The organism is Actinomyces mediterranea (assembly GCF_900155595.1).
Lineage (GTDB): Bacteria > Actinomycetota > Actinomycetes > Actinomycetales > Actinomycetaceae > Pauljensenia > Pauljensenia mediterranea.
This window is the reverse complement of record NZ_FTPB01000004.1, coordinates 983,103-998,475: the sequence shown is the minus strand read 5'-3', so window position 1 is coordinate 998,475 and position 15,373 is coordinate 983,103. Positions and strand designations below refer to the sequence as shown.

Genomic DNA, 15,373 nt, shown 5'->3' with positions numbered 1-15,373 from the left:
GAGCCGGTCGGACGAAATCAGTTGACGCTCAACTCGTGCACCCACGCCCATGATTGACCATCGACGGAGGTCGGCATCGTTCTGAATGACAGTGCGATGGCGCTGGTCGTCACGGGCTCGGGTAGCGTGATCGTCGTTGTAGGTGACAACGCCGACGTCGTCATTTCTGTTCCGCTTCTCGGATTCGAGGTGTCTGTGACGTTGCGCACGACGACCTCTCCGCCCGATGTCGATGGATCCATCTCCAGGGTCACCGAGGAGACGGTGGCCTCCTGTTCGAGTTTCACGAGGATCGTGACATTCGAATCGTCGGCGAATTGGTTGTACTCGTAATAGCGCGAATGCCACGACGTGGAGCCGTCACCGTCGATCATGTTGACTGCGGTCTCCGGATGGTCGCCGTTGTCATCGGACCACGACAGGACGGAGACGGCGGTGATCCGCGGCGCGACGACAGCCGACGGCCCAGGCTTGTCCACGGACTCTTTGTCGCCGGACTGCGCCGAGGATGAGGCGGCGCTCGCCAGGGACTGGGCGAAGTCGATCTCGCCCACGGGGGCGAGGGCCGTGTTGATCGCCCAGATTGCGCCGACGACGGTGATGGCGATGGCGAGGATGAGCGTCGGCTTCGTCGGATCGATGAGGCGGTGCCCATCAGCGGAATACACCGGACCATCACCGCTATGGGCATCACTGGGAGCATTGTCAGCCACTCGCATCGCCTCATCGAAGGACCGGGAGGCGACGATCGGGGCATCAACGGTCGTCGTGAGCTCCTCACCGCTGAGATCGAGGCCGTCGTGGGGCAGCGGGGGAGGCGCGTTCTCGGCGTCAGGACGCGGGGGCATATCGTCGACCGGATCGGAGGCGGGCTCCTGCGCGGGCGGCGTATTCGCGAAATCCGCCTGTGAGGGGGTGCGGACTTTGGCCGTCGCCTCCTCGAGGGAGGCCTTCGTCCTGGCGGCCATCTGCGATGCGCCATCGCGGGCCTTGACGGCCCATGCCGATAATGAGGCTCCTGCGGCGGCGAACCATGCGCCCGCCCCCTGGGCTCCGGGCGCTTCGGTCTCGGGAGCATCGTCTCCGGGCGCCTCCGGCTCGTGCGGCATGGGGGGCAGCGGAGGGGACAGCACGCCATCGTCATCGGTGAGGGAATCGCCATCGCGCGCGAGGACGTCATCGAATGACAGCAGGGACTGATCCTGGGATGCAGAGGAATGGGACTCGAGGGAGTGGACGAGCGCATCGCGATCCACGGGCTTCGCCGACCCGTCCGAGTCCGACGCCAAAGGATCGACAGGCATCAGTTCCTCGTCCTCGTTCATATCACCCTCCGTTGAAGAAGAATCCACCTCGGCCATTATCCCCGCCTCTGCAGGGGTTTGCGCGATCGGCGCGGCGAGGATAGCGCGCAGACGGGCTGGAACCCGCAGGCGGGCCAACAGTGGGGCGATCGTCAACGCCGACTGCTCGGGGGAGATGGCTCGCAGGACCAGCATGTACACGAGGGATGTCACGACCGCCACCATCACCAGTTTGAGGGTCGCGATCGCGAATCGGACGATGGATGAGGCGATCGGAGTCGTCACACCGACGGCGCTCAGCGCGGCGAATGCCACAGCGCCCGCAATTGTCGCGCTCACCAGGAAGGCCGCATAGGAGAGCAACAGCATCGACTGATCGACGTAGGCATTCCTGCGCGAGACCCACACCACTGCAATGATACCCTGAACGAGGCGGCACACCGTCTCAGCGAGAGCGGCCCCGGCGACCCACCAGGCCGCTCCCGTCAAGAAGTACAGGGACCAGCCAACAATGACTTGAAGGATAGTCGGGCCTATCCCCATGAGGAACACGGGGCGCACGTCCTCGTACGCGAAGAAGACGCGCTGACTCATCAGCACCATTCCCGTCGACGCCACTCCGGGCATGAAGGCCGTGAGAATCCACGCATAGCCGACGACGAGACTCTGATTCGACTCGGCATACGCCGCCATCTGCATCATGGGGACCGACCCCGCCATGAGGATCGCCGCAGCGGGCAGGGTCAATGACGTGATCGTCTTGACGCCCAGATGGTAGGAGTCGGCCACTCCCCGGTCGTCGTCCTCGGCGACCGAATTCGCCATGCGGGTGAAGATCGCCGTCGTCAACGACACGGTGATGAGGGACTGGGGGACCATGAACACCATGAACGCAGTCGTCGATCCAAGGATCCCCGGGATGAGGACGTTGTGCGCCTTCGCATAGGCGTCGGCCAGTGCAGAGAGGTTACTCGACGACAGGACGCCGATCTGGCTGACCCCCAGAGTCGCGAATGTCCATCCCGCGACTTTCGACGTCGACCCGAAGGAGGTCCCGCGGAAGTGGAAGTCCGGTGTGAAACGGACCTTCGCGCGGCGCATTGGAATGACGAGGACGAGCGCCTGTGCGATGACGCCGAGGGTCGCCGAACCGCCGAGCAACCAGAACTGCGCGGATGACAGGTCCGCCACATTGATGCGCCCATCGGCGGTCCCCCACAGCATGAGGAACGCGCCCAGTCCGGCGATACCGACGATGTTATTGACCACGGGCGCCCACATGTACGGGCCGAAGACCCCGCGGGCGTTGAGCAGCTCGCCCAGCAGGTTGTACAAGCCGTAGAAGAACAGCTGGGGCAGGCACAGCAGTGCGAAGAGGATCGCGAGCGTTCGGATCTCGGAGTCGTATCCAGCAGCGGTGATGAAGACGAGGAGGGGGGCGGCGATCATCGCGATGATCGTCACGACGAAGAGGAGGGTGCCGGCCAGAGTGAGGAGGCGATTGACATATGTCTGCCCGTCATGTCTGCGCCTAAGAGCGCCGACGATCTGGGGGACGAGGACCGCATCGAAGACGCCCGACGCGAGAAGGTTGAAAACGGTGTTCGGAAGGGTGTTCGCCGTCTGGAATGCGGCGGAGACGCCGCCGCCGGCCGTTCCGATCGCCGCAATGAGCATGGCGGAGCGGACGAAACCGAGGATGCGCGACACCATCGTGCCCGACGCCATGATGGCGCTGGCTCGAAGGAGCGAGGACTTGCCTGCCGATTCGGTCATGGGTTCTCCAATACTCGACGCGCTCCGGCGCGTTTCCTCACGGTTCGCGTGAGCCCTGCGATGAAGAGCAATCCGAAGATCCCGGCCGCCGCCATCGTGAACGCATCCTCCCACCCTGCGCGCATCCGGACGAGAACCCTCTGCGAATCGTCGAGGATCGTTCCATCGGGCGTCGACACCTTATACGTCACTTCGATGTCGCCCGAGCCGATCGCCGTCACCGGCACCTCCACCGTCGTGACAGCTCCCGCGGGAATGGTCGCCGTCGTCGCATTCATCGCCTGAAGACGCGGGTCCGAGGGATTGAGGGTGACGGACACGGTGATGTCCCAGTCCAAGGAATTGCGCACGAGGACTGGGAATTGTGCGGACTTGTTGATGAGGTTCACCGCCGCCGAGGGCTCGACCGTCACCTTCTGGCGCAGCACCGACACCGATGCGCTGAACTGAGACGCCCTCGTCAACTGCTCATCCGGTTTGATCGCGGCGCTCATCGTCGGCAGGACGCCCTCCTCCACATCCGACAGAACCGCCTGGGGATCACTGGTCGCTCGCGCGAGGGGCGTGACCGAGGCGAACGCATCATTGAGAGTGGTCAGTGCCCTGTCGGAGTCCTCAGCAAGGGACCCGGGTTCGACGATCGTCCTCTCCACGTCGGTGGGCGTTGACCGCATCATGTCCTGGAGGGGGACGGGGGTCACCCAGCGCTGCGACAGCAGAGCGGTAAGCCGATCGGTGAGGCCGTTGGTCACCGTGGTCGTGCGCGGCACGGCCGCGAAGACGGTGCGCAGCGAATAGGGGCGCTCGCGGGTAATGATCGCGGTGACTGCGGCGAGACCCTGTTCGGCGTCGAGCGCATCCGCCCGAGAGGATGTGGACCAGCCCAGAAGGCTGGCGATCGCATCATTTTGAACGAGGACGGTGGCGGTGTCCCAGCTTTCCCCTTCGAGGGAGGTCTCGCCCGTCGAGGTCGATACTTCTGCGATGGCGAGCGATGTGAAGTCGAGGTCGTCATCGGGTTGGAGAGCACCGACGGGTGCGATGGTGACCCGATCCGAGTGGGCGGCCAACTGTGTCGTTCCAAAGGAGTCGGCGGAGGGCCACACCACATCTGTGAGGAACTGTGTCGTACTCGTCGCGGATAGGAGCGCGGGGGAAGAGGGAGCATCCTGGTCAGGGTTGTTCGCCGACTGCGCGCCCGACTGGGAATCAGCCGACTGCGCGTCGGATTGCGACTGCTCGGCCCTTCCCGACTGTTCGCCTCCCGCCGACTGTCCGGAGGCGGCATCGTCCTCGTATGCGGGGACTGTGCGATCGGGGAATGAAGCGAGGGAATCGGCTGCCCTGGCGAGAAGGCTCTCATTGCCTGCTAGAACGAGCGCTCCCAGATCCGCATCCCCATCGGGCAGTGCAACGACCTGGGGGGCGGTGGTGAATAGGGCGGAGAAGAAGCGCTGATCCTCGCGGCTCAACGACTGTGCGTTCAAGCCGTCGGAATGCTCTTGCGATACATCCGACACTTTGGCGTGGTGGGTTGCTGACTCGCCGTAGAGGGCGGAGTCGTCGGAATGCTCTTGCGATACATCCGACACTTTGGCGCGGGGGATCACCCGCGAATCCATGGCGAGAGTCGCCCCCGTCATCTGCGCGATCCGCTGGACTGCGAGCCTCTCCGCAGACGTGCCCGTCGTGTTCTCAGAAGTCCACGCGACCAGGGTAGACACCTCGATTCCTGCAAGATCCTCACCCGAATCCCAGATCGCGATCGACCGGTCGAAGCCCGACGATCCGGAGGAGTGGGCGGACACCGTTACAACGCGGGGCCCCCACTCGGAGTCCAGGGACAGGGGCAGTTGGGAGAAGGGGATGTGGATCTCGAAAGGTGTGGACGCCCCCACCCCCAGATCCTGCGAGAGGTTGTCGATGCTGACAGGTACGCCCGTCGCACCCGGCGAATTGAGCATGGTGGCGAGGGCGTCCACGGACACCGGCGTCCACGACTCCATCGACACGAAGAGCGCGGGAGTCGTGAGGACCTGATCTGACGTATTCGTCACGGTCCCCGAAACGACGAGCTCCTCTTCGGTGGTGAGGATCCGGGGCTGGAGGTCATTGATGACGACGCTGATGCCGTTGTGGGAGGAGGCCTGGGCGAAGAGTGACGGAGTCGAATCGGCTGCCCTGGATGCCGCCTCGGGGAGGAGGCCCACTGCGGCGAAACCGGTCATCGCCACTGCGAGGACGAGGGCGAGACCCGTGCGAATCCAGCGTCGTGCCGCGGCGCGCAGGTAGTAGGGCCGCCTCATTTACGCATCCTTATACAACAGATCGAGTGCAAGGGTGACGATCCGGCGCTCATTGGGATACGCGAGGTGGCGGGTCAAGTCCTGGAGCGGCATCCACGCGGCCTCTTCCGCCTCGTGATCGGGGTCGTTCTCAACGGTGATTGTCCCCGACACGTATCCCATGAGGTAGTGGTGGACGACCTTGTGGACGCGGCGGTCTGCCCCCGAGAACCAGTAGTCGATGCTCGCGAGATGGCGGATGATGCGGCCGTGGATGCCCGTCTCCTCGGCGACCTCGCGCAATGCTGCCTGTTCCGCGGTCTCACCGGCCTCCAAATGACCCTTCGGCAGGCACCATTCGATGCGGCCCGCACGATTGCGCCGCGCAATGATCGCCGCATAGGGGATGGCGTCGACGACATCGACGACGATGCCCCCCGCTGAGGTTTCGGATGACACGGGAAGATGCGCCGAATGCGAGTGGACTGCGCGCGACGATACATCACGACGCGGGGGTCTGGGGACCCCCGGTTTCAAATCCGTCGGACGTGCAGGCATAGGTCCACTCTAGTTGCCCGGAGCGACTATCTCGACGAAGACCGGGGGTGTAGACGTGGGTCGCCTCACCAAAGTCATGGTCGTTGCGCGTGGAGTTTGCACCCGTCGACGTGGCACCCTTAGAGGTGATGTGCCCTCAACAGTCAGCCCGAGTCTCCCCCTCCGATTCGTCCCCCCAGCGGGGGAGCAACGTCGACGCCGCCCGCGAATCGCGCGATATCCCGACGCTCATGGCGAATGCTCACCGCACATTCGCCGCACTTCCTCCCGCGATCCTCGAACTCGGGCGGATCTTCGACGACGCAGGAGAGCAGATCGCCCTCGTCGGGGGTCCGGTGCGTGACGCATTCCTCGGAGCGACCCCCCACGACCTCGACTTCGCGACCTCCGCGCTTCCCGACCGCACCGAGGAGATCCTGTCCACATGGGGGTCGGCGGTCTGGGATATCGGCAAAGAGTTCGGGACCATCGGCGCGCGCAGGGGCGACATCACCGTCGAGGTGACGACCTACCGTACCGACTCCTACGAGGTCGGCTCCCGCAAACCGGAAGTATCCTTCGGGGACACCCTCGAAGGGGACCTGACCAGGCGTGACTTCACCGTCAATGCGATGGCGATGAGACTGCCCGCCATGGTGCTAGTCGACCCGTACCACGGCCTCGACGACCTCGCCGAATCACGGCTGAGGACCCCCGTCACGCCGACGCAGTCCTTCGACGACGACCCCCTGCGCATCATGAGGGCCGCCAGATTCGCCGCACAACTCGAGATCGACGTCGATGTCGACGTCATGGACGCGATGGAGGCCATGGCTCACAGGCTCAAGATCGTCTCCGCGGAGAGGATCCGCGCCGAACTCGAACGTCTCATCCTCTCTCCCGCCCCCAGGCGCGGACTCGAACTAATGGTCCACACGGGGGTCGCCGACATCGTGCTTCCCGAGTTGTCCAACCTCGTGTCCACGGTGGATGAGCACCGGCGCCACAAGGATGTCTACGAGCACACCCTCACCGTCCTCGAACAGGCGATGGACCTGGAGACGGGTCCGGACGGCCCGGTGCCCGCCCCCGATTTCATCCTCCGCTTCGCCGCCCTCATGCACGACATCGGCAAGCCTGCGACGAGGCGATTCGAACCCAATGGCACCGTGTCCTTCCACCATCATGAGATGAAGGGCGCGAAGATGACGCGCTCGCGGATGAAGGCGTTGAAGTTCGACAAGGCGACGACGGAAGCGGTGTCGAAGCTCGTTGGCCTGCACCTGCGGTTCCACGGATACGGCGAGGCCACGTGGACCGATTCGGCGGTGCGGCGCTATATCGCCGACGCCGGGGACCAGCTCGAACGCCTCCACCGGCTCACCCGCGCTGACTGCACGACGCGCAACCGCCGCAAGGCCCTCATGCTGTCGAGCGCCTATGACGATCTCGAAGCCCGCATCGATGCCCTGCGCCAGCAGGAAGAACTCGATGCGATACGCCCCGACCTCGACGGGGACCAGGTGATGGAGATCCTCGGGCTGCGCCCGTCACGCGCCGTGAAGATGGCGCTCGATCACCTCATGACGCTGCGGATGGACCGCGGTCCCCTTGGCGAGGAAGCCGCGCGCGAAGAACTGCTCGCCTGGTGGGCGTCGGACGAGGTCCGCGATGTCGCCGCCGAATACGAGGCGCAGCAGGCGCGCTGGGAGGTGATCACCGCCGCGAAAAGGGCCCGCAAACAGGCTGCGAAGAAGGCACGCGAGGCCTCCCAAGGGGAGTAGAACCCGTCACGAATTCGGCCGTTTCGCAGGATTACTGCGTAGGCTGGAGGAACAGACCCCTGCTGAAAGGCTGAATTCGTGGCGAAATCTGACGGGAGAATGGGCTGGAACGAGATCATGGGATCCGGCTCCCGGTCCTCACATCTGCCCAAGCGCGCCGACGCGGCCCGCCCGCGCGAGGGTTCTTCGACGTCTGCGGCTGCGCGCTCGGGCGGTTCTCGCAAGTCGGCGACGGGCACGGCGCCGAACTCCAAGAAGCGGGGTAAGGGCTCTGGTTCGCGTCATATCGGGCGCAAGATCGGGCTTGGCCTGCTCTTCGTATTCCTCGCCGTACTCATCGCGGGAATGGGCGCATTCCTCACGCTCTATTCGCGGCTGTCGATCCCTGAAGCGGATGATCTCGCCCTCGCGCAGAAGACGACGCTGTACTACTCCGACGGCACCACCACCATGGGCAGCTTTGGAGACGTCAACCGCAATATCATCGACACCGCCACGCTGCCCGACTACGTCGGCAAAGCGGTCGTCGCCAGCGAAGACAGGACCTTCTACACGAACTCCGGGATCGACTTCAAGGGCATTGCCCGTGCCCTGTTGAACAACCTCACGACGGGGAGCAGGCAGGGCGGCTCCACTCTCACCCAGCAGTACGTGGAGCGCTACTACGTCGGGGAGACGACGTCCTACCTCGGAAAGGCGAAGGAAGCGGTTCTCGCCATCAAGATCAACCGCGAACAGTCCAAGGATGAGATCCTCGGCAACTACCTCAATACGATCTACTTCGGCCGCGGGGCCTACGGCATTGAGGCGGCGTCACGGGCCTACTTCGGCCACCCCGCAGCCCAGATGACGCTGGCGGAGTCGGCCATGCTCGCGGGCATCATTCCCGCACCCTCCGCCTGGGATCCCGCAGTCGACGAGGATCAGGCGAGGCAGCGCTTCGAGCGGGTCCTCTCGCTCATGGTCGAGGACGGGTGGATCAGCGCTGAAGACGCCAAAGCGGCGGTCTTCCCCCAGACGGTCGACCCGTCCTCGCAGGTTGACGAATCGATGTCCGGTCCGACCGGGTACCTCATCGAACAGGTGCGCTCCGAGCTCCTCGCGTCGGGCGCCTTCACCGAGGAGGCGATCGCGACCGGCGGATTGAAGATCACCTCCACCATCGACAAGGACCGCCAGGACGCGGCAGTCGCCGCAGCGGAGATGATGAACTCGATCTCCGGATGGGATCCGAAGAGTATGCACGTCGCCCTGTCCTCCGTGGATCCCAAGACGGGTGAGATCGTCGCCGAGTACGCGGGGGCGGACTACCTGAGCCGTCAACAGAACGGGGTGACTCAGGACATCGCGATGGCCGGGTCGAGTTTCAAGGCGTTCACGCTGCTCGCGAACGCTGAAAACGGCGGCTCCGTCAAGGACCGCTTCTCGGGTAAATCGCCCCAATACTTCAAGGGCATCGAATCAGCGGTGACGAATGACGGAGGGTACTCCTTCGGGACTGTCGACCTCGTCAAGGCGACCTCGTACTCGATCAACACCGCCTTCGTCGCACTCAATGAGAAGGTCGGCGCGCACGCCACCATGGAGACGGCGATCAAAGCGGGGATCCCCGAGGACACGGTCGGACTGGAACCGACGCTCCTCAATGTCCTCGGATTCGCGGCCCCCCACAACATCGACTTGTCTACCGCGTATTCGACGATCGCCAACGGCGGGTCGCGCATCAATGCGCATATCGTTCGCTCGGTGTCGGATTCTCGGGGCAACTCCGTCTACCAGGCGCCGACAACGAGCAAGAGGGCCTTCACCGTCGAGGACGTCTCCTCGATCATGCCTGCTCTTGAGGCGGTCACCGAGAGCGATGGAACGGCGGAGGCGGTCGCGTTGGCGCTGCCGAAGTTCACCGCCGCCGGCAAGACCGGAACCTCGCAGGAGCAGAGGTCCGCGCAATTCGTTGGCTTTGTCCCCGGCCTGGTGACGGCCGTGTCCATGTACCAATCCGATGAGAATGGCAATGCGGTGCCGCTCGATAATGTCGGCGGACTCAACCAGTTCCACGGCGGCGATTGGCCGGTCGATGTGTGGATCTCCTATATGAAGGTTGCGACGGGGACTCTTACCGCCACCGACTTCGACTGGAAGGTGTCGACGAATCGCAAGTCCACTTCGACGGTCGAACAGCCCCAATCAGTGCCGCAGTCGGGTCAGATCGGGCAATCTGGGGGCCAAGCGCCCGCGGATCAGCAGACGCAGAACCAGCCGCAGACTCCGTCCACCGACACACGCCCCGAACCTGATACAACGAATCCGGACACGGGCGCCGGCAACGATTCCAATTCGGGTGCGAACACCAATCCGGGGGGCGGGGGCAACGGTGGCTCGTCGGATGCCGGCAACTCCGGTGGAGGAAACGGTGGGAATCAGAACCCCGGTACGGACACGGGGAATGAGAACCGCCAGGCGAACCCGAATACCAGGTAGCGCCGCAAGAAGATTCTCGGCTGAAACGAGTTCGGGCTCCCAGCCGATGCTGGGAGCCCGAATCGCTCACTCGCATCAGTCGATGCGAAGAATCACTTCGCCGCGATGACGCGGATCTTCAGGTTCGCAGACACCTCAGAGTGGAGGTTGACGCTCACCGTGTAGTCGCCGACCGTCTTGATCGGGGCGGCGATGATGATGCGACGACGGTCGATCGTCAGGCCGAGCTGCTCTTTGACCGCGTCGGCGATCTGAGCTGCGGATACGGCGCCGAAGAGGCGGCCCGCATTGCCGACCTTGCCGGTAAGGGTGACGATCCCGGCGCCCTGGAGGGCGTCGCGCAGTTCGCGCGCATCGTCGACGGTTGCGATCTCGTGGCGGCGGCGTGCGGCGGCGATCTGGTCGATCTGCTTCTGTGCGCCCTTGGTCCACTTGGTCGCAAAACCGCGGGGGACGAGGTAGTTGCGGGCGTAGCCCGACTTGACCTCGACGACCTCGCCGGCATTGCCTAGGCCCGCAACGTCATGGGTGAGGATGAGCTTGGTGGTAGCCATAGTCTGTATCCTTTCCCGATCAGCGGCCGGTCGACGAGTAGGGCAGGAGCGCCATTTCGCGGGCGTTCTTCACTGCGCGGGCAATGCGGCGCTGCTCTTGGACGGACACGCCGGTCACGCGACGAGCGCGGATCTTGCCACGGTCAGAGATGAACTTGCGCAGGAGCGCGGTGTCCTTGTAGTCGATCGACTCGATCTTGGCTGACTTCAGCGGGTTGGCCTTCTTCTTGATGGGCTTGTTGCGAAGTTGAGGCTTCGCCATGATGGTCTCCTTGGATCCGAGTGGGACGCGATCCCACTCCATTGATGTCTGAGTGTCTGATCAGCGCGGAGTTGCCGGGCCGATCAGAACGGCGGCTCACCGAATGCGGCGTCGCCTTGCGAGGATGCGCGCCACGGATCGTCAACGGTGCCGCCGGCGGGAGCACCGTAGCTGGCTTGGGGAGAACCACCACCCTGGTAGCCCTGATTCGATCCACCACGGTTGGCGCCCTGGTAGCCGGAGTCAGGTGCGCCACCACGGTTCCCTCCCTGGTAGCCCCCCTGGGCGTAGCCGCCCTGGGGTGGGACGCGCTCCACGGTCGCCTTGGCGCGACGCAGACTCGGTCCGGCTTCGTCGACCTGCATTTCAACGACGGTGCGCTGCTGCCCATTGCGATCCTCGAAAGAGCGCTGGGTGAGGCGACCCTGGACGATGACTCGCATGCCCTTGCGCAAGGACTCGGCGATATTGTCCGCCATGTCCCGCCACGCGGAGCAACGCATGAACAGGGTGTCCCCATCGCGCCATTCGCCGGCATTGCGGTCGTAGGTGCGGGGCGTTGAAGCAACGGTGAAGTCGACAACTGTCGCACCGGACTGCGTGAAGCGCAGTTCCGGATCAGCAGTCAGGTTGCCGACGATCGTGATGACGGTTTCTCCGGCCATATCGACTCCTTGGGTCGGTGCAGGTGGGTGGGATGGTTCTCGCCAGATGCTCAGTGGGCGTCGGGGCGCAGGAGCTTGGTGCGCAGGATGGCCTCGTCGAGGCCCATGCGGCGGTTGAGCTCGAGTGCGACATCGGGAGTCGTCGTCATGGTGATGACGACGTAGATTCCCTCGGATCGCTTGAGAATGTCGTAAGCAAGACGACGTTTGCCCCAGACGTCGACCTTCTCGACGGAGCCGCCATTCGCGGCGACCGGCTCGAGGTACTTCTCCATCATGGGGGTGACGGCGCGCTCGTCGATCGACGGATCGAGGATCACCATCAGTTCATAGTTACGCACGTTGTGTCCCACCTCCTCTGGTCTTTACGGTCACGGACGGTCCGTGACAGGAGGGTCATGCATGTGCGAGGGCCATGTGACCCGCGCGTGAACCGCCACTGCTGGGAGGCGATGACAGTCCAACGGTCAACTCTAGTGCCCCCGGCTCGTCTTTTCCACTTGCCCGCTCAGAGTCCTCAGCCGCTTTCCGCAGATCCGCATTCATCGGGCACCGAGCCCTCGAACCGCTTATCGCCCTGCGGGGGCAGGGGGGTCGAGGATGACTGGCGTGAACCAGGTGCGCCACACATTGGAGACGGTGCGCGCCCCGATGTAGACGAATCCGTAGGCGAACCACACGGCGGCGACGACGACCTGCGCGGAGGCTCCCGCCTGGCGCATAGAGTCGATGAAGGCGAGGGAGGGCAGGTAGACGAGCAGCTGGAGGACACCCGCAACGGCGAAGAACCTATTGTCCCCCGCCCCGAGCAGCACCCCGTCGAGCATAAAGACGAGTGCCGCGAAGGGCAGTCCGAACCCTGCGGCGATAAGGCCCCAGGTTGCGATCGGCCACATCCCTGCCTCGGATCCGAAGAGGCGGGGCAACAGCGGGGAGACGATGGCGACGAGGACGGCGAGGAGTGCTCCCGCTGCCGCTCCCCACAGGGCGAGGACCCGCAAGAGTGTGCGCAGCCGAGTGCGCTCCCCCTGTCCGATGGCGAGCCCGACGAGGGATTGCGCGGCAATGGCGAGGGCGTCGAGGATGAAAGCCGTCAGCGTCCACACGGTGAGGACCACCTGGTAGGCGGCGAGGGGCTCTGAGCCGAGCCGCGACACGGGCCAGATCGTCGCCAGGCCCGCCATGCGCAATGCGAGTCCCCTCACGATGAGGGGAGCCCCGTCCTTTGCGGCGGCGAAGATCCCCGAGGTGTCCGGGGTCAGGGGGACGGCGAGTCGGTGCGCCCTGCGGGCGATGATCGTGCAGTAGACGCCCGCCATGGCGAGCTGGGTCGCCGACGTGCCCGCGCCCGAGCCGGCGATTCCCCACCCGAGCCCGTAGATGAGCAGCGCATTGAGCGCGACATTGACCGCCGCTCCCACTCCCGTGACGATCAGCGGAGTCGTCGTGTCCTGGAATCCGCGCAGGGTGCCGACGGCTGCGAAGCTCATGAGCATCCCGACGAGGCCGGGGGCACTGGCCCATAGATAGGCGTTCGCGTGGGGCAGGAGGGAGCCGTCCACCGTCATCGCCTTCGTGAGGGGACTGGTGGCGAGGACGAGGCCGATAGCGCTCGCGATCCCCAGTCCTGCGGCGAGCCATATGGCGCTAACGCCTGCGCGTACGGCGCGCCCGGGGTCCCCGGCTCCGAAGGCGCGCGCCGTCAGCGAGGTTGTGGAGTAGGCGAGGAAGATGAACAGGACGACGACGGTCTGGATGATCTGAGAGGCGAGGGACATGCCCGCGAGCTGTGCCGTCCCCAGGTGCCCCACCATTGCCGAGTCGATGAAGGTGAAGAGCGGCTCGGCGACGAGAGCGCCGAGGGCGGGCAGAGCGAGTGCGAAGATTTGGCGGGATACTACCGAAAAGTCGCTGTTCGCGGTCGAGGGCGCACCTTCGAGGGGCGCTTGAGGGTTCGGTGGGCGGCGTTCGTCGTTATCCACTGATTGCAACTCCAATTCTTTTCCACATTCTGTGCACACATCTGTGGACAAGTGGGGTGCGCAGAGTGTGGCAATAGAGCCACAAAGTGTAGCGAATTCCAAATTCTGATGTTTTTGCGTTTCGTGGTCGTCCACATGGCATGTGGACGACACGCCGCAGTGTCCACACCTCATCCACACTCCATCCCCATTCACGTGTGCACGGAGAGTGGGTATTCGACGCGATGAGGCGCTACCCTCCAGGCATGTGTACGCGCGCGGAGCGCATGGATTGGGACGGGGCACGGAGGGCTGCATGGCGGGGGATTTCGATCGCACACCACCACAGGACATCGACGCGGAGATGTCCGTCCTCGGCTCCATGATGCTCACGACTGATGCGATCGTCGTCGTCACAGAGGAGATCCGCGGCCAGGACTTCTACATGCCCAACCATGAGATCATCTTCGATGCGATCGTCGACCTCTTCGGGCAGAACGAGCCCGCCGACGCCATCACTGTCGCCGGGAAGCTCCAGCGCGACGGGACACTCCAGCGCGTCGGCGGCGCCGCCTACCTGCACTCGCTCATCGCCTCGGTGCCCACCGCTGCGAACGCCGGATACTATGCGCGCATCGTGCGCGAACGGGCCATCATGCGCCGCCTCGTGACTGCTGGGACCCGCATCGTCCAACTCGGTTACGCAGATGCTGGCGAAGTCGAGGAGATCGTCGAACAGGCCCAGTCGGAGATCTACGCGGTCTCCTCGGAGCGCACCTCGAAGGACTACATCTCGATGGAGTCGATGGCGCACGACATCCTCGAGCACCTCGAAGACATTCAGGAGAACCAGGGCAGGCTGTCCGGGGTTCCCACCGGCTTCACCACCCTCGACGATCTCACCCAGGGCCTGCACGGGGGGCAGATGATTATCGTCGCCGCGCGCCCCGCCATGGGGAAATCGACGCTCGCCCTCGATTTCTGCCGATCAGCATCCGTGCGCCACGGCATCACCTCGCTCATCTTCTCCCTGGAGATGAGCCAGCAGGAGATCGCGATGCGCATGCTCTCCGCCGAATCGGGGGTCTTCTTGTCGAAGATGCAGTCCGGTTCCATGACCGAGCACGATTGGCGAAAAGTGTCGGGCACCGTGTCGAAGCTCGCAGAGGCCCCCCTGTACGTGGACGACTCGGCGAATATGACGATCACGGAGATCCGTTCCAAGTGCCGCCAGCTCAAGCAGCAGCACAACCTCGGCCTCGTCGTCATCGACTACCTCCAGCTCATGACGAGTGGACGCCAGGTCGAATCGCGTCAGCAGGAAGTGTCCGCGATGTCGAGGAACCTCAAGCTCCTCGCCAAGGACCTCGAGATTCCGGTGGTGGCGGTCGCCCAGCTCAACCGGAATTCAGAGTCCCGCAACGACCGCAAGCCCATGATGTCTGACCTACGCGAATCCGGGTCCCTCGAGCAGGACGCGGACATCATCATGCTGCTCCACCGCCCCGAGTACTACTCGGAGGGTGAGCGCCCTGGTGAGGCGGACATCATTGTCGCCAAGCACCGCAATGGCTCGACGGCGACGATCAAAGTCCTTTTCCAAGGGCATATGGCACGCTTCGTCAACGACACGCGCCGAGAGGATCCCGATGCCATGCGCCGAGAGAACGTCGCAGAATAGGGTCAACCCGTCATGCGCGTGAAGCATGCTCATAGGGCCAGTCCGATGAGGCATGCGAGCAACCCCCACGCTGCGCGATGCAC

At 64.3% G+C, this 15,373-nt stretch carries 11 protein-coding genes; 3 read left to right on the top strand and 8 right to left on the bottom strand.

The window, feature by feature from the left end; genetic code table 11:
- Positions 1–17 precede the first annotated feature (17 nt).
- The 3 genes from BQ7471_RS08470 to BQ7471_RS08460 are packed head-to-tail and all read right to left on the bottom strand — an operon-like array spanning position 18 to position 5,923.
- Complete coding sequence (locus tag BQ7471_RS08470) at positions 18–3,080, bottom strand: lipid II flippase MurJ (protein ID WP_076465555.1); 3,063 nt, start codon at positions 3,078–3,080, stop codon at positions 18–20.
- Complete coding sequence (locus BQ7471_RS08465; protein WP_076465553.1) at positions 3,077–5,386, bottom strand: DUF6049 family protein; 2,310 nt, start codon at positions 5,384–5,386, stop codon at positions 3,077–3,079. Before BQ7471_RS08465 ends, BQ7471_RS08470 begins: the two co-directional genes overlap by 4 nt.
- Positions 5,387–5,923: an NUDIX hydrolase gene (locus BQ7471_RS08460; RefSeq protein WP_083663328.1), complete on the bottom strand. Its 537-nt coding sequence runs from the start codon at positions 5,921–5,923 to the stop codon at positions 5,387–5,389.
- Between the two features lie 230 nt (positions 5,924–6,153).
- Between BQ7471_RS08460 and BQ7471_RS08455 the strand changes: the two genes are divergently transcribed.
- Both BQ7471_RS08455 and BQ7471_RS08450 read left to right on the top strand, forming a co-directional pair.
- Positions 6,154–7,686: a CCA tRNA nucleotidyltransferase gene (locus BQ7471_RS08455; protein ID WP_076466312.1), complete on the top strand. Its 1,533-nt coding sequence runs from the start codon at positions 6,154–6,156 to the stop codon at positions 7,684–7,686.
- A gap of 78 nt (positions 7,687–7,764) precedes the next feature.
- Entirely contained in the window at positions 7,765–10,167 is a 2,403-nt protein-coding gene (locus BQ7471_RS08450; RefSeq protein ID WP_076465550.1) for a transglycosylase domain-containing protein, read from the top strand.
- A gap of 92 nt (positions 10,168–10,259) precedes the next feature.
- Here the strand turns inward: BQ7471_RS08450 and rplI are convergent, their stop codons facing one another.
- From rplI to BQ7471_RS08425, 5 genes are all read right to left on the bottom strand, one after another.
- Positions 10,260–10,721: a 50S ribosomal protein L9 gene (gene rplI, locus BQ7471_RS08445; protein WP_076465548.1), complete on the bottom strand. Its 462-nt coding sequence runs from the start codon at positions 10,719–10,721 to the stop codon at positions 10,260–10,262.
- Between the two features lie 19 nt (positions 10,722–10,740).
- Complete coding sequence (rpsR, locus tag BQ7471_RS08440) at positions 10,741–10,983, bottom strand: 30S ribosomal protein S18 (RefSeq protein WP_006680614.1); 243 nt, start codon at positions 10,981–10,983, stop codon at positions 10,741–10,743.
- 83 nt (positions 10,984–11,066) lie between these two features.
- On the bottom strand, positions 11,067–11,648 hold the full coding sequence (locus tag BQ7471_RS08435) for a single-stranded DNA-binding protein (protein WP_076465547.1): 582 nt from the start codon (positions 11,646–11,648) through the stop codon (positions 11,067–11,069).
- A 50-nt stretch (positions 11,649–11,698) separates the two neighbouring features.
- Entirely contained in the window at positions 11,699–11,989 is a 291-nt protein-coding gene (gene rpsF, locus BQ7471_RS08430) for a 30S ribosomal protein S6 (protein WP_076466310.1), read from the bottom strand.
- A 228-nt stretch (positions 11,990–12,217) separates the two neighbouring features.
- On the bottom strand, positions 12,218–13,630 hold the full coding sequence (locus tag BQ7471_RS08425) for an MATE family efflux transporter (protein WP_076465545.1): 1,413 nt from the start codon (positions 13,628–13,630) through the stop codon (positions 12,218–12,220).
- Between the two features lie 295 nt (positions 13,631–13,925).
- On the opposite strand from BQ7471_RS08425, the gene dnaB reads away from it, so the two are divergent.
- Positions 13,926–15,290, top strand: coding sequence for a replicative DNA helicase (dnaB, locus tag BQ7471_RS08420; protein ID WP_076465543.1), 1,365 nt, complete (start codon positions 13,926–13,928; stop codon positions 15,288–15,290).
- The last annotated feature ends 83 nt before the right edge of the window (positions 15,291–15,373 follow it).

What these genes read in the sequence shown, in the direction of transcription:
- rpsR (WP_006680614.1), bottom strand. Translation starts at nt 10,983, where the DNA reads ATGGCGAAGCCTCAACTTCGCAACAAGCCCATCAAGAAGAAGGCCAAC.
- rplI (WP_076465548.1), bottom strand. Translation starts at nt 10,721, where the DNA reads ATGGCTACCACCAAGCTCATCCTCACCCATGACGTTGCGGGCCTAGGC.
- BQ7471_RS08465 (WP_076465553.1), bottom strand. Translation starts at nt 5,386, where the DNA reads ATGAGGCGGCCCTACTACCTGCGCGCCGCGGCACGACGCTGGATTCGC.
- BQ7471_RS08435 (WP_076465547.1), bottom strand. Translation starts at nt 11,648, where the DNA reads ATGGCCGGAGAAACCGTCATCACGATCGTCGGCAACCTGACTGCTGAT.
- BQ7471_RS08460 (WP_083663328.1), bottom strand. Translation starts at nt 5,923, where the DNA reads ATGCCTGCACGTCCGACGGATTTGAAACCGGGGGTCCCCAGACCCCCG.
- BQ7471_RS08455 (WP_076466312.1), top strand. Translation starts at nt 6,154, where the DNA reads ATGGCGAATGCTCACCGCACATTCGCCGCACTTCCTCCCGCGATCCTC.
- BQ7471_RS08470 (WP_076465555.1), bottom strand. Translation starts at nt 3,080, where the DNA reads ATGACCGAATCGGCAGGCAAGTCCTCGCTCCTTCGAGCCAGCGCCATC.
- dnaB (WP_076465543.1), top strand. Translation starts at nt 13,926, where the DNA reads ATGGCGGGGGATTTCGATCGCACACCACCACAGGACATCGACGCGGAG.